This window comes from Candidatus Thermoplasmatota archaeon, assembly GCA_035540375.1.
Taxonomy (GTDB): Archaea; Thermoplasmatota; SW-10-69-26; order JACQPN01; family JAJPHT01; genus DATLGO01.
In genome coordinates this window covers 22,621-44,771 of record DATLGO010000075.1, presented here as the reverse complement: position 1 = coordinate 44,771, position 22,151 = coordinate 22,621, and the positions used below count along the sequence as shown (strand labels likewise).

Genomic DNA, 22,151 nt, shown 5'->3' with positions numbered 1-22,151 from the left:
ACCATCGCCGCGCGTGGCGCGCGAAGCGGACCTCCTCCTCGTGAACGCGAACGTCCTCACGATGGAGAGGGACGCGCCGACCGCGAGCGCGGTCGCGATCGCGGGCGACCGCATCCTCGCCGTCGGCGACGAGGCGGCGTGCCGCGCGTTCGCCGGTCCAGGCACGCGCATCGCGGACCTCCGCGGGAAGACCGTCGTTCCGGGCTTCATCGACGCGCATACGCACCTTGTGACGTACGGCGTTCTCGCGCTCAGGCTCAACCTCTCGAACGTGACCGCGAAGAGCGAGCTCCTCGAAGCCGTCGCGGCGCGCGCGGGGCTCACGCCCGAGGACGGCTGGGTCGTCGGCTACGGATGGGACGAGAGCAAGTGGCGCGACGCGCGCGCGATGCCGACGCGCGCCGAAATCGAGCAGGCCGCGAAGGGCCGCGCCGCGGTGCTCGCGCGCGTCGACATGCACATGGGCGTCGCGACGCAGGCCGCGCTCGCGCGCGCGGGCCTTGACCCCGCGCGCTTCCCCGACGGTCACGTGCGCGAGGACGACTTCTACCGCGTGTGGGACGCCGTCGCGCCCGCGCCCGCGACGCGCGTGAAAGGCGTCGACGCCATCGTCCGGCAGGCGCAGGCCCTCGGCGTCACGAGCGCGCAATGCATCGTCGACGCCGCGGACTTCGCGGCCCTCCAGGAGGCGCGCGCCGCGGGGCGGCTCGGCCTGCGCGTGTGGTGCCTCTTCCGCGAACCCTCCGTCGAACCCCTCGAGGCGCTCGCCCTTCGAGCCGGCTTCGGCGACGCGTTCCTGCGCGTCGGCGGCGTCAAGCTCTTCGCCGACGGGAGCATCGGGTCGAGGACGGCCGCGCTCCGCGGCCAGTACGCGGGTGGCGGACAGGGCCAGCTCCTTTTCGATCGCGAGCGCCTCGCGGACCTCGCGCGCCGCGTCTCGGCCGCGGGCCTCCAGCTCGCAATCCACGCGATCGGCGACGCCGCGATCGCCCAGTGCCTCGACGTCTACGCGAAGCTCCCCGAAGGCGAGCCGCGCGCCCGACGGCACCGCATCGAGCACCTGGAACTGTTCGACGACGGCCAGGCCCGCGCGATGGCGAAGCTCGGCATCGTCGCGAGCGTGCAGCCGAACTTCATCGGCGAATGGGGCCACCCGGGCATGATGTACGAGGCCCGCCTCGGCGAGGCCGCGGTCGGCGCGCACAACCGATTGCGGGTCCTCCTCGACCAGGACGTCGCCGTCGCGTTCGGCTCCGACCACATGCCGTTCGGCCCCCTCGCGGGCATCCACGCGGCCGCGAACGCGCCCACGCCCGCGCAACGCCTCACCGTCGACGAGGCGCTCCGCGCGTACACGATCGGCGCGGCCTACGCCGAGCACGCCGAGCAGGAGAAGGGAAGCGTCTCCGCGGGCAAGCTCGCGGACCTCGTCGTCCTCGACCGCGACCCGCGCGAGGATGCGACGCGCGTGAAGGACGCGCGGGTCGCCGCCACGATCCTCGGCGGCCGCGTCGTGCACGGCGCGCTCTAGCCGAGCGCCCACGCGGCGATGCCGTACACGGCGTCTCGCCGGGCCCGCAGCGGCCCGCCGATCGTCATGCGCGCGCACGCGATGCCGTCCCGCGCGTAGCCGAGCGACGCGAGCGCCTCCGCGGCGCGCGTGTTCGACCGAGGCGCCATCACGAAGGGCGGCGTGCCCGCCGCCACGCACGCGTGCAGGAGCCACGCGGCCGCGACCGGGTCGTCCGCGACCCACGGGCCCACGTGACGCTCCTGGCCGCACACGAGGCCGGTGATGGCGCCCGTCGAGCGCGAGAACGTCACGAACGAGCGCTCCGGGAACGCGGCGAGAAGCGCCGCAAGGAGCGGGCCGCGCGAGGCGCCGAAGCGGGGCGCGTCGAAGGCGACGAGGTCCATGATCTCGCACGAGGAGATCGGGTACACCGCGTGGTCGCCGGGCGGGGTCGCGGGCGGTTTCGCGGTCGCGGAGGGCGGGAGCGACCACCGTTCGGAAACGTCGACCTCGCCAAAGCCCGCGCGCTCGTAGAGCGGTCGTCCCTCGCGCGTCGCGTCGAGCCCGATCACGGAGACGTCCCGCGCCCGCGCGTGCGCGAGAAGCCCGTCGAGGAGCGCCGCCCCGAGGCCGCGGCCGCGCGCCTTCGCATCGACCGCCATGCCGCCGATCCACGCGAGGCCGCCGGGCGCGACGTCGCGCCAGCCGTCGTGGACGACGCACGACGCCGTCGCGAGCGCCGGACCCTTCGAGTCGCGCGCGACGAGGTGCAGCGAACCGGGGAGCGCGAAGCGGCGCGCAAGCTCCGCGTCCGTGCGCGGCCAGCCGACGGCGCGCTCGGACGCCGCCGCGACGGCGGGGTCCGGGTTGGGCTCGACGAATACGGCCACGCGGGGGCGAGGCCGCGCGCGGGGCATCAAGGCTGCGGCTCGAACGGAAGGGATTTGTGGGCTCCCCCGAGGTCGCGGCGATACCAGGCGCAGGTGGCCTGTCGAGCTTAAGCCAACAACCGCCGCGCGAGCGCGAGCGCCCGTCCCCGGTCCTCGTACCCGCCGTGCCAGACCTCGACCACGACGGGCCCGTCCCAGCGCCGCGCCTTGAGCGCTCGCGCGATGGGCCCGAAGCGGACCGTCCCCTCGCCGAGCGGCAGGTGGAGGTCGTCCGACTCCTCGCGGCCGCCCCGGTTGTCGCTCAGGTGCACCTCGATCAGGCGGTCGGCGAACGTCTCGATGAGATCGAGACTGCGGTTGTCGGGCGTCATCAGGTTCGCGTGCCCCGTGTCCAGGCAGAAGCCTGCCGTCGGAGCAAGGTCGAGGATGCGCCCGATCGTGGCGGCGTCCTCGTCGGTGTGCTCGAAGGCGAGGCGCGCGCCCTTCGCCGCGACCCCCGCGGCGAGGTCCTCGAGCCACGCGGCCTTGCGTTCGAGCGGGGCGCCCTCGCCGCCGCGCACGGCGCCGTGGATGACGAGCGTCCGCGCGCCCGCGGCGATCGCGAGGTCGGCGAGCGCGCTTGCGCGGGCGAGGTCGGCGTCGCCGAAGTCGACGTCGGGCAGGTGCGCGGTCTCGATCGGGAGGCCCCCGGTCTCGAGGCGCTCGAGGCGCGCGTCGTCGAACGTGAGCGCGACCTCAGCAAAGTCGAAGCCGAGCCCTGCGAGGCGCGCGAGCTCGGGGGCGAGGGGCGCGCCGGGCGTCGTGGAGCAGCCGATCCGCACGCGGCGCGAACACGCTCGGGCCCAAAGGCCTTATGGGGGACGGGCCATCGGCGCCGCGTGACGCGCGACCTCGAATCCCCGCCCATCCTCGAACAGGCGCGCCGCGCCGTCGAGGACGCGTCCCTTTGCGACCATTGTCTCGGCCGCCTCTTCGGGCGCGTCGAGACGGGGCTTACGAACCCGGAGCGCGCGGCCATCGTGCGGCGCGCCGCGGGGCTCGAGGCGGGCGTCGCGAGCGCGGCGTGCGAGGTGTGCGAGGGGCTCTTCGACGAATTGGAGAAGTTCGCATCGCTTGCGGCGGATGCGCTCGCGGGCATCGAGTTCTCGACGTACCTCGTCGGGACGCGCCTCGACCCGCTCGTCTCCGAGCGCGAGGGCGCCCTGCGCGCGAAGGCGCAGGTGGACGCCCAGAAGGCCGAGAACGTGAACACGGAGCTCAACCGCGAGATCGGGAAGCGGCTCCAGGGTCGCGTGGGCGGCACGGTGGATTTCAAGGATCCGGACGTGGCGGCGATCATCGACACGCGCTTCGACGTCGTGGAGCTGCAGCACGGCGGGCTCTTCCTCTACGGCCGCTACCGCAAGCACGAGCGCGGGATCCCGCAGACGGTGTGGCCGTGCCGGCGCTGCAGGGGACGCGGCTGCGTGCAGTGCGACGGGACGGGGAAGCTCTACGCGACGAGCGTGCAGGAGCTCGTCGAGGAGATCCCGCGCCGGGAGGCGGGCGCGACCGAGAGCGCGTTCCACGGCGCGGGCCGCGAGGACATCGACGCGCGGTGCCTGGGTCCGGGTCGGCCGTTCGTCCTCGAGCTCAAGGATCCGAGGAAGCGCGCGCTCGACTGCGCCGCCCTGGAGAAGGCCATCAACGCGCACGCGGCGGGGCGCGTCGAGGTCCTCGGCCTGAGGCCCGCCCGCAAGGCGGAGGTCGTGGCCGTGAAGGACTTCCGCGGCACGAAGGAATACCGCGCCGTCGTGGCGTTCGAGCGCGAGGTCGGGCAAGAGAACCTTAATAAAGCCGTAGCCGCTCTGCGGGGTTCGGCAATCGCCCAGCGCACGCCATCCAGGGTCGAACACCGGCGCGCGGACAAGGTCCGCGACCGCACGGTGGTCGACGCCGCCGTGGAGGCCGCCGAGGGCGCGAGGGCCGTGATCCGGGTCCGCGGCGACGCGGGCCTGTACATCAAGGAACTCGTGTCCGGCGACGAGGGACGCACGACGCCCTCGCTCGCGGAACTCGTCGGCGTCCCGGCCCGGGTGACGGAGCTGGACATCATCGACGTGCAATACGACGATGCCGGCGCGCCGGGCGACGCTCCCCCTGTAGCGTAAAACGGAGGTTCGAAAACATGGTTGTCCGATCCAAGGGCCAGAGGTCCAAGTCCCGCCACAAGATGACGAAGCCCCACCGCGAGCGTGGCATGCCGCCGATCACGCACACGCTGCGCACGTACGACGAGGGCACCTCGGTCACGATCAAGATCAACCCGAGCGTCCACAAGGGGACGCCCCACGTCCGGTTCCAGGGCTTCACCGGCCGCGTCATCGAGCGCCGCGGTGACGCCTACGTCGTCGCCATCCGCGTCGGCGGCAAGATGAAGTCGATCATCGCCCGGCCCGAGCACCTCTGGGAAGTGCCCGTCTCGGCCACGGCGAAGAAGGAGTGATTTCCATGGCTCAGAAGACGAGCGTCGAGGCGACCGCGGAGCCGCAGGCCCGCTTCGTCCCCCTCGCCGAGGTCAAGGCGCTCCTCGAGCGCGAGAACGAGGCCCGCGGCGAGGTCGAAGGTCTCGCCTACGAGCAGAAGCTTTCGCTCGAGCACGCGACGATCTTCGCGCGCGCCGAAGCCGACAAGAACGCCGAGCTCATGGCGAAGCTCATGGACATCGGCGGCAAGGTCACCCCGTTCCACGCCTACAAGATCGCCGACCTCGCGCCCAAGCACGAGGACGATGTCCGCGCGATCTTCGCGAAGGACCGCATCGCGCCGGAGCCCTCGGAGATCGAGAAGATACTTGAGATCGTCCGGGCTTACATGCCGTGACGAGGCTGGGTGATTCTCCATGGTCGAGGACTGGGCCTACGTGCTGGACTTCCTCCCCCGCGGGCGTCCGGACGACACGCGGCGGAGCGACCCGATCGCCTACTCCGTCGGTGAGCGCAACTTCGTGCTCCTCGAGCTCGTGCCCAGGCATGGCGCGAACATGCTCGTCGGGGACCGCGTCTACCTCGGGCGCGACCCGACACTTCGCGAATCCTCGCCCGTCGACCACGTGCGCGGACGCGTCCGCCACGAGGAGATGACGCACGCGGCCGTGAGCGAGCTCCGCTTCGTCGTCGAGCAGATGGTGAAGGCCCAGGAGGAGCGCTTCCTCAAGTTCTACAACGAGGCCGGCCCCATCACGACCCGCATGCACATGCTGGAGCTCCTTCCGGGCCTCGGCAAGAAGCTCATGTGGGCCATCGTGGAGGAGCGCAAGCGCGGCCTCTTCAAGAGCTTCAAGGAGATGGACGACCGCGTGAAGGCGCTCCACCAGCCCGAGAAGCTCATCGCCCACCGCATCGAGACCGAGATCACGGACCCGAACCAGAAGTACCACCTCTTCGTGCAGCCCCCGGCGCCCGAGGAGCCGAGCTTCGGTCCCCGCGGCCCGTCGCGCGGGCCCCCGCGCGGCCCTCCCCGTTGAGGGCCCGCATGCTCCTGCGCAGGACGCGTCCGCCCGCGTGGCGACTCGCCGGCATCGGTCTCGGCGTCCTCGCCGTCATCGCGGGCGCGGTGGACGCGAGCCAGAGGGGCGTCGAAACCGTGAACACGGCCGCGATGGTCGTGGGCGTCGCGGTCGCGCTCTACGCGCTGTTCGGCCGCGAGTTCTGGATCGAGCCATGAACGACCGGCCGAAAAAGAGCCTCGGCCAGCACTTCCTCACCGACGCCCGCGTCGCCGAGCGCGCGGTGCGCCATGCCGACGTCGGACCCGACGACGTCGTGCTCGAGATCGGGCCCGGCCGCGGCATCCTCACGCGGGCCCTCGCCGCGAAGGCGCGCCGCGTCGTCGCCGTCGAGCTGGACCGCGACCTCGCGGACGTCCTCGCCGGGGAAGCGATCCCGAACGTGGAGATCGTGAAGGGCGACGCCCTCGAGGTCGATCTGCCGAAGGTCGACAAGATCGTCGCGAACCTGCCCTACCAGATCTCGAGCCCGGTCACGTTCCGGCTTCTCGATCACCCCGGGTGGAGCGTCGCGGTCCTCATGTACCAGCGCGAGTTCGCGGAGCGGCTCGTCGCGAAGCCCGCGACGGACGCCTACGGTCGGCTGAGCGTGCACGCGACGTACCGCGCGCGCTGCGAGATCGTCGAGCGCGTCCCGCCCGGCGTGTTCTTCCCGCCTCCAAAGGTCGAAAGCGCGCTCGTGCGCGTGCGGCCGCGCGCCGAGCCGGCCTTCCCGGTCGCGGACGAGGGGCTCTTCCTGAGGCTCGTCGCGGCCGCGTTCACCCAACGGCGCAAGACGCTTGCGAGCGGTCTCAGGCACGCGAGCCACCTCCTCGAGGTCGACGAAGCGGCCCTCAAGCCCCTCCTCGCCGACCTCCCGCACCGCGAAGCGCGCCCCGAAACGCTCGCGCCCGAGACGTTCGGCGCGGTCGCGGACTGGCTCCACGCGCGCCTTCCCGGGGGCGCGTCGTGAGCGACGCCATCCTCGAGGAGCGCGGCTTCCGGCTTGCGCTCGACCCCGACGTTTACGTGCCCGCCGAGGACACGTGGCTCCTCGTCGAGTCCATCCCTCGCCGGCCGATGCGCGGGGACGCGATCGACATGGGCACGGGCACGGGCGCGGCCGCGATCGCGCTCGCCCGGGCCGGCGCACGCCGCGTCGTCGCGGCGGACGTGAACCCGCGGGCGGCGAGGCTCGCGCGCGCGAACGCAGCCGCGAACGGGGTCGCGGACCGCGTCGAGGCGGTCGTTTCCGACCTCTGGGCGGCCTTTCCCGAGCGGCCGCTTTTCGCGCGCGCCACCTTCAACGCGCCCTACCTGCCCTCGACCGAGGAGGAGCGGCTCGCGGGCGACATCGACCGCGCCTTCCACGGCGGCGACGAGGGGGTGGAGGTCGCGCTCGCCTTCCTCGAAGGCCTCGCGCCGCGCCTCGCCCCGGGGGGCGACGCCTTCGTCGTGCTCTCGACCCGAGGCAACCTCGCGCGCTTCGAGGCTCGCGCGGAGGCGCTCGGGTTTGCGGCCCGGACCGTCGCGGAGGAGCGATTCTTCTTCGAGGCGATCCGCGTCCTGCGGTTGTCGTCCTCATAAGTATTATGATCGGGCTGGACTTTGGCGCGGCCATGAAGGCCCCGAGGGCGACCCGCGTGGTCCTCCGTCCCCTCGCCGCGCCCGCCTCCGAGGCGGGGGCGCTCGCGCTCGCGCGGGACGTGGAGGCCGCGAGCCTCGCGGGGCGCATCCTCGCCGCGCGCGACGGATTCGAGGCCGCGGGCGCCGAGCTCGTGGTCGTCGCGGTCGAGCCGCGCTCGCCGGCGAAAGTCTCCACCGACACGGTGGTCGAGCTGGTCTTTCCAGCCCCCCTCGCGAAGCGCGACGTCTTCGACGTCGTCCTGCTCGTCGACGCCTCCTGGTCGATGGGACGCCCCGACGCCTCCGGCGCGCGCCGGCTCGCGCAGGCGCGGCGCCACCTCGAGGCCTTCCAACGCCAGGCCGGCGACCTCGTGCGCTCCGCCGCGCTCGCAACGTTCGCGGGCGAAGTCGCTTTCCATGCGCCGGCGGGCGTCCACCCGCCCCGGTCGGCGAAGCCAGCCTTCGCGCCGCTCGAGCGCGCGGCGCTCGGCGGTCTCGCCGAGGTCGCGCCGCGCGGTCGCGCCCGTGCGCCCGAAGCGATGGATGCGGCCCTCGCCGCGCTGCTCGAAGCGGCCGACCCCGCGAACCGCCACGCGATCCTCCTCGTGACGGACGACGACCCGAAGGATGGCGCCGCGCTCGGCGATCGGGCGCGGCGGCTCGGAGTCGCCGTGCACGTCCTCGACCTCTCGAAGGACGGGGCCGCCGGGCTCGCGGCGCTCGCCCACCGCTCCGGCGGAACGCTTGCGCGCGACGGTTTCCGCGCCGCGTTCGAAGCCCTCGCGCGCGCCGCCGACCTCGACCCCGCTTGGCGCGACGACCTCGCGTCCCCCGGAGGCGAAGAGGTCGATTTCGAGATCGTGATCCGCGCGCTGACCGACGAGGAGGCCGAGACGCCGGCCCTCGCGCGGCGCTTCAAGAAGAAGGACGAATCCCCATGACGCGCAAGAACGGCACCGAATCGCGGCAGGACGAGGTCGAGCGCGAGACGCGCGAGGAGAGCCGCGAAACCATCAGCGTCGTTGCGCTCGATCGCACGCCGCGCGACGAGAAGCGTCGCCGCGAGCGCGCCGTCGCGGGCGACGCGGCGGAAGTCGAGTTCCACGAACGGAGCTGGATTCCGGCGCGGCACGATTCCCTCGACGAGATCCGCAACGCCGTCGACGCGCTCCCGGCGCCCGAAGGCGCGGCGCCCGCCTCCGAGCCGGCGCCGGCGGTCGAATCCGTGGCCCCCGAGCCCGTGGCGCCCGCGCGCGCCGCCGCCGTCGAGACGCCGCCCGGCCCCGAGGCGCTCGCGCGCGAGCTCGTCCCGGAGCGCGCGACGCGCGACCCGGTCGAGCCGCTCACCGACGAGGAGCGCGCCGTCGTGGACCACAACGTCCACGGCCATCTCCTCCACGCGGAGGTGCTCTACCGCACCGGTCAGAGCTTCGTCGCCGAGGCCCGCTACCGCACGAGCAAGGGCGAGGAGCGCACGACCCTCGTGAGCGTCACGGGCCACCGCGGTCGAGAGCTCGAGGACGTTCGATCCGTGGTCGACGGGCTCGAGGTCAAGGCGTCGAGCGCGCCGGAGCCGAAGTCGAGGTTCTCGATCCCGGGCCTCAGGCGCGACAAGCCCTCCGAGGAGAAGGCGGCGCAGCCGGACGAGGGGCCGAAGCGCCGCTTCGGGCTCCCGAAGCTCGGCCGCAAGCCGGACGGGGACACGACGGCGGCCGCCGACGACGCGATCGAAAGCGCGAGCGGCAAGCGCCGCTTCGCCTGGCCGAAGCGCGCACGCGCGGAGGCCGCGCCCCCGGGGGACGCGACGCCGCCGGAGAAGAAGCGCTTCCGCTTCGGACGCTCGAAGGAATAGCCCAGGACCCAAGCGTTTTATAGGCAAAGCCTGTACGTGCGACGTCCATGATCGAGGTCCTCGCCCGCGACGGATGGGCCCGCCGGGCGCGCTGGACGCTCGGGGCAACCGACGTCGAGACGCCCGTCGTCCTCTACGTCGACACCGATCGCCACCCCGCCCCCGCGCACGCGAAGGCGCTCCTCGCGCGCCGCGCCCCCGCCGGGGATCGCCCCTGGGTGCAGGACCTCGGCTCGCGCTTCTCGCCTCTCGCGCCCGCGCCGGGCGCCGCCGTCTCCATCGCCCCCGAGCTGCCGTACGCGCCCGCCTCGGGCGCGGACCTTCTCGCCGCGGGCCACGCGGAGAACGAGGGCGCGCTCGCGAAGGGCCAGGCCCTCGTGGCCATCGACCCGCGCGCCGCCATGCCGACCGACGCGTCGGACCTCGTCGTCATGGGCTCCGCGCGCGCGCTCGTTGCGAACCCCTACGCGCTCGCGGCCCACGTCACGACGCTGCGCCGCTCGGTCGGCGCGGGTCGCCTCCTCTACGCGCCGGGCTGCGGCCTCCCGCACGAGATGGCCCTCCTCGCCTACGCGGGCATCGACGTCTTCGATTCCTCGGCCGCGCTCCTCGCCGCGCGCCAGGGCCAGTATCTCACGCCCGAGGGCCCGATGGACGCGGCCGCGGTCGAGCGCGCGGGCGCGCGGCCGTGCCGCTGCGACGCCTGCGTTTCGGGCGCGACCGGTTTCGATTGGCTTACAAGCCACGCGCTTGCGGCCGTCGAGACGGAACGCGCCCGCGTCGCGGCCGCGATCGAGGCGGGCCGCCTGCGCGACCTCGTGGAGACGCGCATCCGCGCGACGCCCGAGATGGCCGCGCACCTACGCCGCTTCGACCTCGAGCACCACGACCACTTCGAGGAGCGCGCCCCGCTCATCCGCGAAGGCGTCCTCGCGGCGACGAGCAAGGAGAGCCTCCAGAGGCCCGAGGTCGAGCGTTTCCGCCGCCGCATCGAGTCGCGCTACCGCAAGCCCGAGAGCGCTCGGGTCCTGCTCCTCCTCCCCTGCTCGGCGCGCAAGCCCTACAGCGAGTCGCGCACGCACCGCCGCATCGCGGAATGGCTCGAGCGCGTTCCCGGTCGCGCCGCCGTGCACGAGGTCATCGTCACTTCGCCCCTGGGCGTCGTGCCGCGCGAGCTGGAGCGCGTCTACCCGGCCGCGCAGTACGATCTCCCCGTCACGGGCCACTGGGACGAGGACGAGCGCGCGATGATCCGCGGCGCCCTCGACGCGCTCCTCGAGCGCAACAAGTACGACCGCGTCATCGTCCACCTCGACGAAACGGAGATGGAGATCGTCGCGCCCGTGCTGACCGACTTCGAGCACACGGTCGAAGGCGACCCGCTCTCGAACGAGAGCCTCGGCGCGCTCGTTCGCGCGCTCAACGACGCCACGGCCGACGGCCCGCGCGTCACGTGGCGCGACCGCATGGCGGACGATCTCGCGGCCGTCGCGAGCTGGCAGTTCGGCGAAGCCGGACGGTCGCTCGCGGAAGGCGCGACGGCGCGCGGGAAGACCCCGTTCGTGCGCCTCTTCGACGGCGAGACGCAGCTCGCGATGCTCACCGACCGCGGGCTCTTGTCGCTCACGCTCGACGGCGGCCGCCGCCTCCTCGAGCGCGGCGCGTACCGCGTGGAGATCGAGGACTTCGTTCCGAAAGGCAGCGTCTTCTGCGTCGGCGTCAAGGGCGCCGACCGCGAGGTCCGTCCCGGGGACGAGGTGGTCCTCCACCACGCGGGCGACATCCGCGGCGTCGGCCGGGCGGCGCTCGCGGGGAGCGAGATGACGGAGGTTCGACGAGGCGTCGCGGTCGTCGGTCGCCACCACGTTGCCGCGAAGGAGGCGAGGAAATGACGCCCGAATTCACCAAGGTCGCGTTCTACCAGCCCCTCGCGAAGGCCTCGCGGGAGGCGCGCCGCCTGACGGTGCGCGACGACGACCCCACGGAGCCCTCGACCACGTTCACGCAGCCCGACCGGTGGGAGGGCAAGGAGGTCCAGGCGTTCGTCGTCATCCTCCGCACGCGGGGCTGCCGCTGGGCGCTCGGCGGAGGCTGCACGTTCTGCGGCTACGTGAACGACTCGTTCGTCCGCAAGATCGAGGCGAAGGAGCTGATCACGCAATTCACGAAGGCGCTCGCCTCGTACAAGGGCGAGCCCATCCTGAAGATCTACACCTCCGGCTCCTTCTTCGACCCGTACGAGGTCGCCGAGGAGGCGCAGAGCGCCATCGTCGCTCTCGTGCCCGGGAGCGTGCGGAAGCTCAACGTCGAGGCGCAGGCGCCCGACGTGACCGAATCGCGCGTCGCGGCCGTCGCGAAGGCGAAGCGGGTCGACCTCAAGCTCGAGGTCGGCGTCGGCCTCGAGAGCGCGAACCCCGCCGTCGCGCGCTACAGCGTCAACAAGGAGTTCTTCCTCGCCGACTTCGAGGCCGCCGCGAAGGCGGCCGCCGCCCACGGCGCGACGCTCAAGGCCTACACGATGGTGAAGCCGCCGTACCTCACGGAGGCGGAGGCCATCGAGGACGCCGTCGCGACCGCGCGCCTTGCGGGCCCGCACGCCTCCACCGTCTCGTTCAACCCGATGAACATCCAGAAGAACACGCTCGTCGAGCGGCTCTGGACGCGCGGCCAGTACCGCCCCCCGTGGCTCTGGAGCGTGGTCGAGGTCCTGAAGCGCGCGAAGGAGGCGACGTCGACGCCCGTGAAGAGCGACCCCGTCGCGGGCGGCAAGCACCGCGGCGCGCACAATTGCGGAACGTGCGACGACCACGTCCTCGCCGCGATCCAGGCCTTCAATGTGAGCCAGGACGTGCGCGTCTTCTCGTCGCTTGCGTGCGCGTGCCAGGAGACGTGGCGCGACGTCCTCGACCTCGAAGGGTTCCACCAGGGGCCGATCGGGGAGCTTGCGGACGACGCGTGATCACGCCAGGTTGATCCGGATCGCGAGCGCGTTGTTCGTGTAGTCCGACTCCTCGAGGATGCGGAGCGGGTTGACTTCGACCTCGAGGTAGTAGGCGCCGGACGTCGCGCCGTCGATCATGATCCACTGCCCGTGGACCGTGTAGTCGTAGAGGTCGCCCCACCCGACGCTGATGCCCTGGTCGACCATGCAGTCGCTGTAGCGCGGCGTGCCCGCGGGCATGACGCCGCGGGGCCCGCTCGTGTCCCGCAGGCAGAAGCCGACCTTGGTGCCCGCGAAGAACCCGTCCTTGAGGTGCGGGTTCGTGAGCAGGATGTCGTCGGCCGTCGCTTCCGGGTTCTTGTCGCGCAGGTCGCGGTACTCGAGGTACGCCGAGACGTCCCAGAGGCGGAAGACCGCGTAGTTCTGGAAATGGTAGTGGTCGTGGCACGGCTGGAACTCGAAGAAGTCGGGCTGGGTCTGCGGGTTGCCGAGCTTGAGATCGGCGTTGCCGATGTTCAGGGTCGTGATGGAGAAGCGCAGGTAGTTGTGGTCGCCCTCGGGCGCCATGCCTTCGCGCACCGCGCACGAGGCGGCCCCGAAGCTCATGTTCTCCTGCTTGAGGTCGCGGCGGAGGGTGAACTCGTCGACGACGAGGTCGGGGCAGCCGTCGGCGCAGCGCGCGGGTCCGGGATCCTGATCGGCTTTCGGTTCCTCGGACTGTCCCGCGGCCATGAGAACCGCCGCTGCCGAGACGCTCGCCGCCGCCAGGGCTCCGATCACGAGGGCCACCACGCGCCCGTTCATGCGCGTGGGCTCGACGAAACCGGGAAAGGGTTTGTGGAGCAACGATGCGGGTGGTCGCGCCTCGGCCGTTCAGAGCCCGACCTTCGCCGCGAGCGCGCGCCCGGTCTCGATGAGGCGATGCTTGACGGGCGAGAAGACGACGTCGATGGCGCGGTATTCGCGGAATTCGCCGCCGAAGCTTTTCTTGAAGGCGCGGATGCCGTCGCTCTGTCCGTGGACGGGCCTGAGGTCGACGCCTCCGAAGTCGTATCGCGCGATGCCGCGGGCCGCGAGGTGGTTCATGAGCGCCCAGTGGAGCCAGTTGCCGGCCCCCTTGGCCGGACGCAAGCCGCTTCCGCCGTGGAGGTAGTAGGCGGTGCCGCGGTCGTGCGCGATGAGGGCGACGGCCTGGGGGACGCCTTCCGCGTTGCGAGCGGCGTGGAACGTGAAGTGGCTCGGGGTGTCGCGGAGGCCTTCGAGGTAGGCGCGGGAGGGACCCGGGATGCCCTGACGGGCGAACGTCGCGTCGCTCATGCGGACGTAATCCTCGAACGCGGCGACGTCGAGGGTCTCGAAGCCGAGCTTCTCGCGGATCGCCGCCTTGACCTTGCGTCGGTGCGATTCGTCGAGGGCCTTGAAGCGGTCGGCTTCGGAGAGGCTCAGGTCGTTGACGTACGTCCCGTAGTTCGAGGTCGCGACGCGCGCGCCGAGGGCGCGGGCGGCATCGGCCGCGGCCTGGACGTCGTCGTCGCTCCATCGCAGGCTCGACACGCAGTTCATGCGCAGGATGGCGTGGCCGCGTCGGCGCAGCGTTTCGAGGAGGCTCCTCCAGGCTCGCGCGCGGTCGGCGCCTTCCGCAAGCACGGGCTCGGTCCAGGCCGCCGAGCCGACGAAGCCGAATTTCGCGTATTCGACGAGCCCCCAGCGCGTCGGACCCTTACCGCCGGCGTCCGCCTCGAGGAGCAGGGGCCTCCCCGGAGCGGGGCCACCGCGGGCCGCTGCGGCGAGGTATCCCGGGTGCGCGAACGCGGAGGGAAAATCCCGCGTCCAGGCGGGGTCGGCCATCGCTTCGCGGATCCCGATCGTTCGAGCCTCGTCCATCATGCGCAGTCCCAAGGGGCCGGCCGGGTGACAGGGGGAAAGGCCTCTGGTTCAAGAGCCGGTCGCACGTGGACATTTCCGCGCGATCCCGAGGGGCACGAGGACAAGGTACAAAGTCACGAGCGACCGAGCGCAGGGCATGGACCACGCCTGCGCCTGCGGCGAGCCCGCCCACTACATCCACGAATCGCGGAAGGATGCAGGACTCTGCCGCGACTGCTACCGATCGATGAGCGCGGAGGAGCGGCGCGCGTGGGTCGCGCGCAAGTCCGGGCGTTTCGCCTTCCTGCGCTCGTTCCGACCGTCGGAACCCCGTCCGTGACCTCACAGACAACCTCCCCCGACGGTAGATGAAACGGCCGATCATCCGCGGGTATATGACTATCGGGCGGCTTGCCTCAACCTATGGCGCGCCCCCCGGGCAAGGCCACGGAGATCAAGGGTCTGGACCTGACGACGTTCGCGACGCGTCTCGTGGGCGACCTTGCCGCCGAGTTGACCGCCGTCATGGGCGATAAACAAGCCCGCGAGGTCGTGAGCCTGGTGGGCCTCGGGATGGCCGAGGACCTCGAGCGGGCCGTCGCCCAAGGTGTCGTCAAGGATCCCGAAGGCCGCTTCTCCCCGGACGACGTCGGCAAGATCCTCGTCGAGGTCAAACGACGCATCCGCGGCGATTTCTCGGTCGAATCCGCGAGTTCGTCGCGCCTGGTCCTCACGAACCGCCGGTGCCCGTTCGGCGACGAGGTCAAGGGTCGGCCCGCGCTCTGCAAGATGACCTCGAGCGTGTTCGGCGGGGTCGCGGCGCGGCATTTCGGCGCGGCCACCGTCGAGATCGAGAAGGCGATCGCGCGCGGCGACGAGGGGTGCCGCGTCACCATTCTTCTCGGCGCAGCCGCGCCGAAGACCCGGTCCCCCTGGGTCGAGCACTACCGCGGCCCCGACTGAAGGCCCGTGACGCGGAAGAGGTATACGCCGGTCTCGCCGCGCTCGATGCCGGGCTCGCGATAGACTTCCACGTATCGCTCGTCGATGAAGAACTTGCCCCACGCCGCGTCCGTCATCGGGCGCGCCGTCTCGAACTGCCCCACGATGACCCCCTCGCGCGTGATGGGCGAGAGCATCACGAACTCGACGCGCTGCGCGTTGCCCGAAGGCAGGTCCACGCTCGACATCTCGCGGCGGGCGGCGTCGAACGTCGGCGCGTGGAAGGTCTCGATCGCGTAGTCCCACGTGCCGCGCATGCCCGCGACGCCGAAGAGCAGGGAGGAAAGACGGTGGTCGGCCGCGACGACCGAGCCCGGAGGAACGACGTCCGGATGGTCCCGGACCCACCGGATCGCGGCCATCTCCTCGTGCGTCACGCCTTCCTCGAAGCCGCCGACGGCCTCGCGCGGCGGCTGGCTCGTGAACGCGAGCGCGACCACGAGGACGATCGCGCCCATCCAGGCGACGCGGCGCACCGATCGTCGACGGGCCTCGTCGCGCGCGGCCGTCGCGGCCCATCGCCAGGCGGCGATCCATCCCGCGCCGGCAAGGATCGCGAGGGGCTCGAGGATGTATTCGACGTGCCGGTAGGCGGGAAGGACCTCGTTTGCCGTCGCGGCCGCGAAGGCGAGGGAACCCGCGATGGCGAGGGCCCAGGCGCTCACCGCGAGGCCGTCGCGGTGGAACATGAGGTACGCGCCCCCGAGCCCCGCGACGGCGAGGGCCGCGAAGACCGGCGCGGCGTAGAGGACGGTCGCGGGCGTCGCGGCGATGGCCGTTCCCGGAACCGCCGTGCCCATGAACACGATGGTGGCGGCGACCGGCACGAGAAGCGATGCCGCGCTCGCGACCGCCCAGAAACGGGGCCCGGGGAGGCGCGGCCGGTGCTCGACGCGCGGGGCGAGATGGCGCCGCGCGAGGACGGCCATGGGGAGCGCCGCGAGGATCGCGAGGAAGGCGCCCGCCGCGAGGTAGGGGCTCGAATCGAAGGCGTCGGCCACGATGCGCTCGCGGAAGGTGGGGAGGCCGAGCCAGAGCGAGGCGGCCGCGAGCGCGAGCGCGAGGGCGAAGGGCGCCTCGACGGCGAGACGCCGGCGCGAGGTCGTCTTCGCTCCGAGCTCCCGCAGGAAGGCGATGCCCACGACGGCGCCGACAAGGAAGTACGTCGTGAGATGGTGCGTTGCGAGGACCGCGATCCCCGCGAGGGCGAGCGGAACGACGAAGCGGCGGTCGTCGTAGGCGAGAAGCAGCGATACGATCGCGAGCAGCGCGAGCAGGTGGCCGACCGTGCCGGGCATCGCGTGGCTCGTGACGATGACGTGGGGCGCGGCGAGCGCGACGATCGCGGACGCGGCGAGGCCGACGAGCGGGTCGCCGCTCACGGCCCGAGCCACGATGAAGACCCCGAAAACGACGAGCGCCCCGACAACCGGGCCGGTCAGGGCGACGGCCGTCGCGACGTCGAGGCCCGTCGCGGCCGCGACGGCGCCGGCAAGCGCGTAGAATCCGGGGAAGGACGGATACACGATCCCCCATCCCTCGTACTCCGCGACGTGGCGCCCGTCGGCGACGAGCCTCTCGGTGAGGTACAGGTATTCGCCCGAATCGGAACCCCAGACCGCGAACGTGGCGAGGGGGGCGAGCCGCGCGGCGAGGGCTGCGAGGAGCACGAGGGCGAGCGCGACGCGCACGAAGGCGGGGGTCGCAAAGGCGCGCCATGAAGCCTCGGCGGTCGCCGAGCGGGCGCCCGAGAGGACGGACATCGCGCCGCGAGACGCGGCGCGGATGTTAAACCCTTGGCCGGTTCATTCCGCCGGGAGGCGGTAGACGCCGACGCCGCCCCCGACGCGCTTGGGCAGAACGACCTCGAGCACGCCGTTGTTGAAGTGGGCTTCGGCGGCGTCCGGCCGGACCTCCGACGGGAGGGCGATCGAGCGCTCGAAGCTCGGAAACCGTTCGCGGCGGAGGTACCCCTTCACGGCGTCGATGCCGCGGGCGAGGGCGGAAATCACGACGCGCTGGGGGCTCACGTCGACGCGGATGTCTTCGCGCTCGGCGCCCGGAATCTCGCAGGCGACGATGAGCGCGTCCGTCTCCTCGATGATCTCGATGTCGGGCGCGCGCGGCCGCCAGGTGAAGTCCGCGCGAAGGCCCTTCGGATCGATCTCATCGGAGGGTGAGCGCACCAGTCCCGATCACCAGGCTTCGGTCGCCCTCTGTTCAGGATAAGCCGTCTGGCGCAAGAGTCGATGATTCGCGACGGATCGGGCAGGATGATTCAAGCCGGGTCGCACGCTTCGACGCGTGTGCGCGTCACGGTCTTCGGCTCGGTGGCCTTCGACACGGTCGGCCTCGTCGATCGATTGCCGGAGCCCGAATCGACCGCGCGGGTCGCAAGCCTCGCGTTGGTCCCGGGTGGAGCCGCGGGCAACGTCGCGGCCCGCCTCGGCGCCCTCGGCGCTCGCCCCGCGCTCGCGGCGACGGTCGGACCCGATTTCGGGGGAAGCGCGTACGAGCGGGCGCTCGCGAAGCTGGGGGTCGATCTCTCGCGGCTCGTCCGCGTGGAGGAAGCGACGGCGCACGCGTTCATCTTCAACGCGCCCGATGGGCACCAGGTGCTCTTCTTCCACCCGGGCGCCTCGACGCGGCTCGCCGCGATGCCCGTCCGGGAGACGGACCTCGCGCATTTCAGCGCGGGCGAGATTCCCGCCTATCCCGCGCACATGGAGCGGGCCGAGTACGTGACGTTCGACCCCGGCCAGGAAGTGTACCACCGGCCGATCGCCGACATCGAAGCGTGTCTTCCGCACGTCGACGTGTGGTTCGGCAACAAGCGCGAGCTCGATCGCCTCGCCCGAGCCTCGCCCGCGCTTGCGATCAGGGCCATGCTGAAAACGGGCGTCGATGCCGTCGTGGAAACGCGCGGCGGCGAAGGGACGCTCGTCCACACGGCCGCGGGCTCGACGGTCATTCCCGCCGTGCCCGCGCAGCTCGTGGACGCGACGGGGGCGGGCGATGCGCACCGCGCGGGCTATCTTTTAGCCCTTGCCGGCGGACTCGGCTTCGAGGACGCGGCGCGCGTCGCGAGCGCCTCCGCGGCCTTCGCGGTGGAAACACTCGGGCCGCAGACGTCGCTTCCGGACGCGCGCGCCGTCGCCGCGCGATATGCCGCGACCTTCGGGCGCTGGCCGCTCTGATCAGCGGCGGCGGGCGAGGAGCGCGGCGACGCCGAGAAGCGAGACGATCGCGAGAAGGGACGGCGCCGGGATGCGCTGGGTCGGGACGTCGACGGACGCGGGAAGATCGATCCAGCCTTCGGTCCTCGCGAGATTGCCCGCGAAGTCCGTCGTCTCGACGACGACCGAGTGGTTGCCCGGGGGAAGCGGGCCTTCGAGCGGGACCGTGACGACCCGCGATCCGTTCTCCCGCGCGTCGAACGTCGCGTTCACCCGCTCCACGCCATTGAGAAGGAGCCGGACGGACCGGATGCCGCCCGCGTCGCGCGCGAGGACGTCGAATGCGGTCGCGCCCGGCTTGTACGAGAACGAGGCGACGGGGCGCGTCTCGTCCCACGCGAACGTCGCGTTCGCTCGGGCGGCGCGTCCCCACGCGTCGTGGACGGTCGCAAGCGCGATCCACGCTCCCTCCGGGAGGCCCTTGAGGTCCACGTCGTAGACTGTCGCGCCCCCGTCTACCCCGACGACCGCGATCCCGGGCCCGGTCGGCCAGTTGGACGGCGCCCCGACGAGCGCGACGCGCACCTCGAGGGGCGCGAGACCATGCCCGGTGACCCGCGCGCGAAGCGATCCCGCGATCGGCGAGGGTGTCTCGAAGGCGAGCGTCGGGGCCGCGGCGTTCCCGCGCACGATGGCGGGAAGCGCGAGATCCGCGCCCGCGACGAGCGGCTTAGGCCCGAGGAGGAAGGGCTCGGCGGAGACGACGCGCACGGACGCGAGGCCCCCGTCGGCGAAGCCCGCAAGATGAAGCGCCCCGTCGCGCGTCTCGACGACGACCGTGGCGTTGCCCGCGCCGCGCGGGTCGAGGACGCCGACGCCGGGCACCGTGAGCGCGCCGCCCGCCGCGTCGAAAGCGGCTCCGGGAGGGGCGTACCAGAAGGTCCATGCGAGCCGCGCGCGGTTGCCGCGCGCGTCGTCCACCGTCGCTTCGAGCCGGTGGGGGCCGGGGGCGAGGCCCGCGAGGGTCGCGGTCGCGGATTCGTTCGTGGCGGAAACGGCGATGCGGCGTCCGTCGAGGTCCACGAGCACGCCGGTGGCGGGAATCGCGCTCGCCGCGTCGCGGTACCGGAGCGTGAGCGACGGGGCGGCGTCGCGCACGACCCCGACGGGACCGTGCGCGAGGATCGCGGGAGGCTCGGTCTCGAAGGCCCCGCCGGTCGTGTTCGTCGCGTCGGATCCCGCGGCGCCCGGGCAGGACACCTCGGAGCCCGTCCCCACCTGGTCCTGCGCGGCGCAGGGGGCCGGGAGCCCGAGGTTCGTCGTCGAGCCGGGGGCGTTCCCGACCGTGAAGGTCCAGTCGAAGTGGGCGAGCCGGCCGAAGGCGTCCTTGACGTCGACGGAAACCGTGACCGAGCCGTCGAGGTCCGCGGCCGGGACGTGCGTGAAGCCGCCGCCGGTCAGCGTGAGCGAGGTGGCGGGAACGGTCTGGCCGTTCACCTGCACGACCACCGAGGCGACATCGACGCCCGAGGGGTCCGCCCAGGAGAGGCCGATGACGGGGCGCTTCACGTCGACGATGCGGCCGCTCGCCGGCTGCGGCGCGAAGAGCGCGGGCGCCTGCGAGTCGGTGACGTGGAGCGCCTTCGCGGGCGTGAGAAGCCGGCCGTTGCGGGCGTCGTGCGCCTCGAGACGCGCCCACAGCAGGCCCGGCGTGAGCTGGAGGTCGAAGGTGACGGAGAGGATCCCGCCCGCGCTCGACACGGTCGAGGGCTCGGCGAAACGGGCGTCGGCGGGCGCGCCCGCGAGCGGATCCGTCAGGTTCCAGACGAGCCGCGCGCGGTCGGCCCCGGAGACGTTGGCGGTGACGCGCACGAGGCCCTGCGTCGCGGAGGCCGGAAGGGTGAGATCGACGAGCGTCGGGGCGGTCGTCGCCGCGCGGAGGACGGTGAAGGGCGCGAAGCCCGCGGCGAGATCGGCGGCCGTATCGTTGATCCAGAGCGCGCGGACGCGCAACAGGCCCGGTCCGAAGGCGTCGAGATCGAAGACAACGTCGGTGCGGCCGCCGTTCGCCGTCGCGACGCCGGTGACCCAGGCCGCGGCGCCTCCCTCGGGGGCGACGAGCGCCCGTCCGTCGAGCGCGCCGGCGCCCGTGGGCCCGGAGGCCCCGTTGGCGCGGAGATGACGCCCGTCCCACGCGAGCGCGCCGGGTTCCACGCCGGGCGCGACGCCCGCGCCGGGCGCCCCCGCGGTCCGGACGGGTCCGTCGAGGATCGCCGTGACGCCCGCGAGGGTCGTGGCCTGGACGTCGAACTCGATCGTCGCGCCCTCCGCGACGGGGCCGACGTCGGCGACCCAGAGCGTGTCCCTGAGCCACCGCGCGGGCGCTCCCGCGATGGTGACGGACGCGAGTCCCGCGCCCTCCGCGCTCGCGTTCACGTAGGCCCGAACGCGGGCGTTCGCGGGGACGGCGTCGGGCACGCCGAGGCCCGAGAGCATCGGCGCCTGCGGAGCGACGAGGTAGTTCGTCGCCACGGTGCGCGCGTGGGCGCCGTCGACCACGGAGAGACCCGCGACGTGCGGGCCCGGGCCCTGGTGGCCGAGCGTGGCGGTCGCGGTCGTGGCCGCGGGCGCGGTCGTGAGGAGGCCGAAGCCGCCGTCGAGGAGGACCGCGCGCGCGACCACGGGCGTGGCGAAGGTCGCGGTCACGCTCGCGGGACGGGCGGCGAGGATGCTCCCGGGCGCGGGCGTCAGACCGGTGTCGGCGGGACCCGTCGGCGCGGCGACGAGGGTCGTCGAGAGGGTTCCCGCATTGCCCGTGATGTCCTTGGCCTCGACGTCGACGGCGTAGGTCCCGGCGGCGGGGGCCTCGAACACGGCGACCCACGTGAACTTGGTCGCGCGTTCGAAGGTCACGGTGCACGGCGCGCACCCGGGCCCGTCGAGGTCGGCGGAGGGCGCGGGCGAGGCGGCGAGCGTCTCGGAGGCCGCGAGGCGCAGCGGCATCGCGCCCGCGGCGACGGCGGGAATCGCCGCGAGCGAGAGCGCGGGGGGCGTCGTGTCGATCGCGAACTGGAGCGACGCGCGCCCTTCGCGACCGGCGACGTCGATGGCGACCGCGGTGAAGGTGTACGTGCCCTCGCCCGAGACCGCGACGGGGTCGGTGTACGCGGTCCAGGCTCCGACGACGCCGTCCTTCGTGAGGAAGTACGAGCGGTTGGAGATCCCCGATCCGCCGGGGAAGTCCTGGTAGCTCACCGCGATGCTGACGCCCGCGCTGTAGCGGCGCACGGTCGGAGACGCGGGGTCGATGACGGCTCCCGGCGGGTTCGTGATGATGGCGCGGGGGTCGCGCGTGTCGAGCCGGACCGTCAGGCTGCGGGTCGTTTCGACGTTCCCGTCGCGGTCCGTGGAGTAGTATTGGACGACGTTCGTGCCGTCGGTCGTGACGGAGATGGCGTTGCCCGCGACGAAGGGATTCGCGCCGATGCGGCGATACGTCGTGTCGACCCCGCTCCCGTTGTCGATGGCGGCGAACGCGACGGTCACCGGGCTCGCCCGGTACCAACCGTTCGACCCGAGCGTGCCCGAAGGCGTCGCGGTCGTGAACGGGGGGTCGGTCTCGGCGGCGGCGACCGGCTTCGCGGTGGCGACGAGCCCCACGATCACGAGGAGCGAGATCGCCGCTCGTAGAGATCGCTCTGATCCGCTCATGTGTCACTGCCCCGCATGCGGACAGAGCATACTCCCTATTATACCCAT

The 22,151-nt window shown here is 72.6% G+C and carries 22 protein-coding genes; 15 read left to right on the top strand and 7 right to left on the bottom strand.

Annotated features, from left to right (window positions below; translation table 11 throughout):
* Nucleotides 1-13: 13 nt before the first annotated feature.
* Entirely contained in the window at nucleotides 14-1,531 is a 1,518-nt protein-coding gene (locus VM889_09180; GenBank protein HVL48716.1) for an amidohydrolase, read from the top strand.
* Here the strand turns inward: VM889_09180 and VM889_09175 are convergent.
* On the bottom strand, nucleotides 1,528-2,403 hold the full coding sequence (locus tag VM889_09175) for a GNAT family N-acetyltransferase (GenBank protein HVL48715.1): 876 nt from the start codon (nucleotides 2,401-2,403) through the stop codon (nucleotides 1,528-1,530). The genes VM889_09180 and VM889_09175 overlap by 4 nt on opposite strands.
* 107 nt (nucleotides 2,404-2,510) lie before the next feature.
* Nucleotides 2,511-3,224 (bottom strand): sugar phosphate isomerase/epimerase, encoded by a 714-nt coding sequence (locus VM889_09170; GenBank protein HVL48714.1) that lies wholly within the window; start codon nucleotides 3,222-3,224, stop codon nucleotides 2,511-2,513.
* A gap of 57 nt (nucleotides 3,225-3,281) precedes the next feature.
* Here VM889_09170 and VM889_09165 point away from each other — a divergent pair, with 57 nt between their 5' ends.
* The 11 genes from VM889_09165 to VM889_09115 are packed head-to-tail and all read left to right on the top strand — an operon-like array spanning nucleotide 3,282 to nucleotide 12,366.
* The gene (locus VM889_09165; GenBank protein ID HVL48713.1) at nucleotides 3,282-4,553 is read left to right on the top strand and encodes a tRNA pseudouridine(54/55) synthase Pus10; all 1,272 of its coding nucleotides are present in this window, start codon (nucleotides 3,282-3,284) and stop codon (nucleotides 4,551-4,553) included.
* A gap of 17 nt (nucleotides 4,554-4,570) precedes the next feature.
* Complete coding sequence (locus tag VM889_09160; GenBank protein HVL48712.1) at nucleotides 4,571-4,888, top strand: 50S ribosomal protein L21e; 318 nt, start codon at nucleotides 4,571-4,573, stop codon at nucleotides 4,886-4,888.
* A 5-nt stretch (nucleotides 4,889-4,893) separates the two neighbouring features.
* A complete protein-coding gene (locus VM889_09155; GenBank protein ID HVL48711.1) occupies nucleotides 4,894-5,265 on the top strand; it encodes an RNA polymerase Rpb4 family protein in 372 nt (123 codons plus the stop codon).
* Between the two features lie 19 nt (nucleotides 5,266-5,284).
* On the top strand, nucleotides 5,285-5,908 hold the full coding sequence (locus VM889_09150) for a DUF655 domain-containing protein (protein ID HVL48710.1): 624 nt from the start codon (nucleotides 5,285-5,287) through the stop codon (nucleotides 5,906-5,908).
* Between the two features lie 8 nt (nucleotides 5,909-5,916).
* On the top strand, nucleotides 5,917-6,108 hold the full coding sequence (locus tag VM889_09145) for a hypothetical protein (protein ID HVL48709.1): 192 nt from the start codon (nucleotides 5,917-5,919) through the stop codon (nucleotides 6,106-6,108).
* A complete protein-coding gene (rsmA, locus tag VM889_09140; protein HVL48708.1) occupies nucleotides 6,105-6,902 on the top strand; it encodes a 16S rRNA (adenine(1518)-N(6)/adenine(1519)-N(6))-dimethyltransferase RsmA in 798 nt (265 codons plus the stop codon). Before VM889_09145 ends, rsmA begins: the two co-directional genes overlap by 4 nt.
* Nucleotides 6,899-7,516: a HemK2/MTQ2 family protein methyltransferase gene (locus VM889_09135; GenBank protein ID HVL48707.1), complete on the top strand. Its 618-nt coding sequence runs from the start codon at nucleotides 6,899-6,901 to the stop codon at nucleotides 7,514-7,516. The genes rsmA and VM889_09135 overlap by 4 nt, the downstream gene beginning before the upstream one ends.
* Before the next feature lie 32 nt (nucleotides 7,517-7,548).
* Nucleotides 7,549-8,496: a vWA domain-containing protein gene (locus VM889_09130; GenBank protein ID HVL48706.1), complete on the top strand. Its 948-nt coding sequence runs from the start codon at nucleotides 7,549-7,551 to the stop codon at nucleotides 8,494-8,496.
* Nucleotides 8,493-9,407, top strand: a complete 915-nt coding sequence (locus VM889_09125; GenBank protein ID HVL48705.1) for a hypothetical protein — start codon at nucleotides 8,493-8,495, stop codon at nucleotides 9,405-9,407. Before VM889_09130 ends, VM889_09125 begins: the two co-directional genes overlap by 4 nt.
* A gap of 47 nt (nucleotides 9,408-9,454) precedes the next feature.
* A complete protein-coding gene (arcS, locus tag VM889_09120; GenBank protein HVL48704.1) occupies nucleotides 9,455-11,299 on the top strand; it encodes an archaeosine synthase subunit alpha in 1,845 nt (614 codons plus the stop codon).
* Nucleotides 11,296-12,366 carry an archaeosine biosynthesis radical SAM protein RaSEA gene (locus tag VM889_09115; GenBank protein ID HVL48703.1) on the top strand — a complete coding sequence of 357 codons (1,071 nt, stop codon included), beginning with the start codon at nucleotides 11,296-11,298 and terminating at the stop codon, nucleotides 12,364-12,366. Before arcS ends, VM889_09115 begins: the two co-directional genes overlap by 4 nt.
* On the opposite strand, the gene VM889_09110 is transcribed toward VM889_09115, so the two are convergent.
* Complete coding sequence (locus VM889_09110) at nucleotides 12,367-13,152, bottom strand: lysyl oxidase family protein (protein ID HVL48702.1); 786 nt, start codon at nucleotides 13,150-13,152, stop codon at nucleotides 12,367-12,369.
* Nucleotides 13,153-13,221: 69 nt separating this feature from the next.
* Nucleotides 13,222-14,247 (bottom strand): GNAT family N-acetyltransferase, encoded by a 1,026-nt coding sequence (locus VM889_09105; protein ID HVL48701.1) that lies wholly within the window; start codon nucleotides 14,245-14,247, stop codon nucleotides 13,222-13,224.
* Nucleotides 14,248-14,371: 124 nt separating this feature from the next.
* On the opposite strand from VM889_09105, the gene VM889_09100 reads away from it, so the two are divergent.
* Together VM889_09100 and VM889_09095 are read left to right on the top strand one after the other, a co-directional pair.
* A complete protein-coding gene (locus VM889_09100; GenBank protein HVL48700.1) occupies nucleotides 14,372-14,554 on the top strand; it encodes a hypothetical protein in 183 nt (60 codons plus the stop codon).
* 83 nt (nucleotides 14,555-14,637) lie between these two features.
* Nucleotides 14,638-15,177 carry a methanogen output domain 1-containing protein gene (locus VM889_09095; protein HVL48699.1) on the top strand — a complete coding sequence of 180 codons (540 nt, stop codon included), beginning with the start codon at nucleotides 14,638-14,640 and terminating at the stop codon, nucleotides 15,175-15,177.
* Here VM889_09095 and VM889_09090 read toward each other — a convergent pair.
* Nucleotides 15,159-16,979 (bottom strand): hypothetical protein, encoded by a 1,821-nt coding sequence (locus tag VM889_09090; GenBank protein HVL48698.1) that lies wholly within the window; start codon nucleotides 16,977-16,979, stop codon nucleotides 15,159-15,161. The genes VM889_09095 and VM889_09090 overlap by 19 nt on opposite strands.
* Nucleotides 16,980-17,021: 42 nt before the next feature.
* Nucleotides 17,022-17,402, bottom strand: coding sequence for an Hsp20/alpha crystallin family protein (locus VM889_09085; GenBank protein ID HVL48697.1), 381 nt, complete (start codon nucleotides 17,400-17,402; stop codon nucleotides 17,022-17,024).
* A 120-nt stretch (nucleotides 17,403-17,522) separates the two neighbouring features.
* Here VM889_09085 and VM889_09080 point away from each other — a divergent pair, with 120 nt between their 5' ends.
* Complete coding sequence (locus VM889_09080; GenBank protein HVL48696.1) at nucleotides 17,523-18,413, top strand: PfkB family carbohydrate kinase; 891 nt, start codon at nucleotides 17,523-17,525, stop codon at nucleotides 18,411-18,413.
* On the opposite strand, the gene VM889_09075 is transcribed toward VM889_09080, so the two are convergent.
* Complete coding sequence (locus VM889_09075; GenBank protein HVL48695.1) at nucleotides 18,414-22,103, bottom strand: hypothetical protein; 3,690 nt, start codon at nucleotides 22,101-22,103, stop codon at nucleotides 18,414-18,416. It abuts the gene before it with no gap.
* Nucleotides 22,104-22,151: the final 48 nt, after the last annotated feature.

What these genes read in the sequence shown, in the direction of transcription:
- arcS (HVL48704.1), top strand. Translation starts at nt 9,455, where the DNA reads ATGATCGAGGTCCTCGCCCGCGACGGATGGGCCCGCCGGGCGCGCTGG.
- VM889_09090 (HVL48698.1), bottom strand. Translation starts at nt 16,979, where the DNA reads ATGTCCGTCCTCTCGGGCGCCCGCTCGGCGACCGCCGAGGCTTCATGG.
- VM889_09155 (HVL48711.1), top strand. Translation starts at nt 4,894, where the DNA reads ATGGCTCAGAAGACGAGCGTCGAGGCGACCGCGGAGCCGCAGGCCCGC.
- VM889_09125 (HVL48705.1), top strand. Translation starts at nt 8,493, where the DNA reads ATGACGCGCAAGAACGGCACCGAATCGCGGCAGGACGAGGTCGAGCGC.
- VM889_09160 (HVL48712.1), top strand. Translation starts at nt 4,571, where the DNA reads ATGGTTGTCCGATCCAAGGGCCAGAGGTCCAAGTCCCGCCACAAGATG.
- VM889_09100 (HVL48700.1), top strand. Translation starts at nt 14,372, where the DNA reads ATGGACCACGCCTGCGCCTGCGGCGAGCCCGCCCACTACATCCACGAA.
- VM889_09095 (HVL48699.1), top strand. Translation starts at nt 14,638, where the DNA reads ATGGCGCGCCCCCCGGGCAAGGCCACGGAGATCAAGGGTCTGGACCTG.
- VM889_09110 (HVL48702.1), bottom strand. Translation starts at nt 13,152, where the DNA reads ATGAACGGGCGCGTGGTGGCCCTCGTGATCGGAGCCCTGGCGGCGGCG.
- VM889_09145 (HVL48709.1), top strand. Translation starts at nt 5,917, where the DNA reads ATGCTCCTGCGCAGGACGCGTCCGCCCGCGTGGCGACTCGCCGGCATC.
- VM889_09115 (HVL48703.1), top strand. Translation starts at nt 11,296, where the DNA reads ATGACGCCCGAATTCACCAAGGTCGCGTTCTACCAGCCCCTCGCGAAG.
- VM889_09130 (HVL48706.1), top strand. Translation starts at nt 7,549, where the DNA reads ATGAAGGCCCCGAGGGCGACCCGCGTGGTCCTCCGTCCCCTCGCCGCG.
- VM889_09075 (HVL48695.1), bottom strand. Translation starts at nt 22,103, where the DNA reads ATGAGCGGATCAGAGCGATCTCTACGAGCGGCGATCTCGCTCCTCGTG.
- VM889_09150 (HVL48710.1), top strand. Translation starts at nt 5,285, where the DNA reads ATGGTCGAGGACTGGGCCTACGTGCTGGACTTCCTCCCCCGCGGGCGT.
- rsmA (HVL48708.1), top strand. Translation starts at nt 6,105, where the DNA reads ATGAACGACCGGCCGAAAAAGAGCCTCGGCCAGCACTTCCTCACCGAC.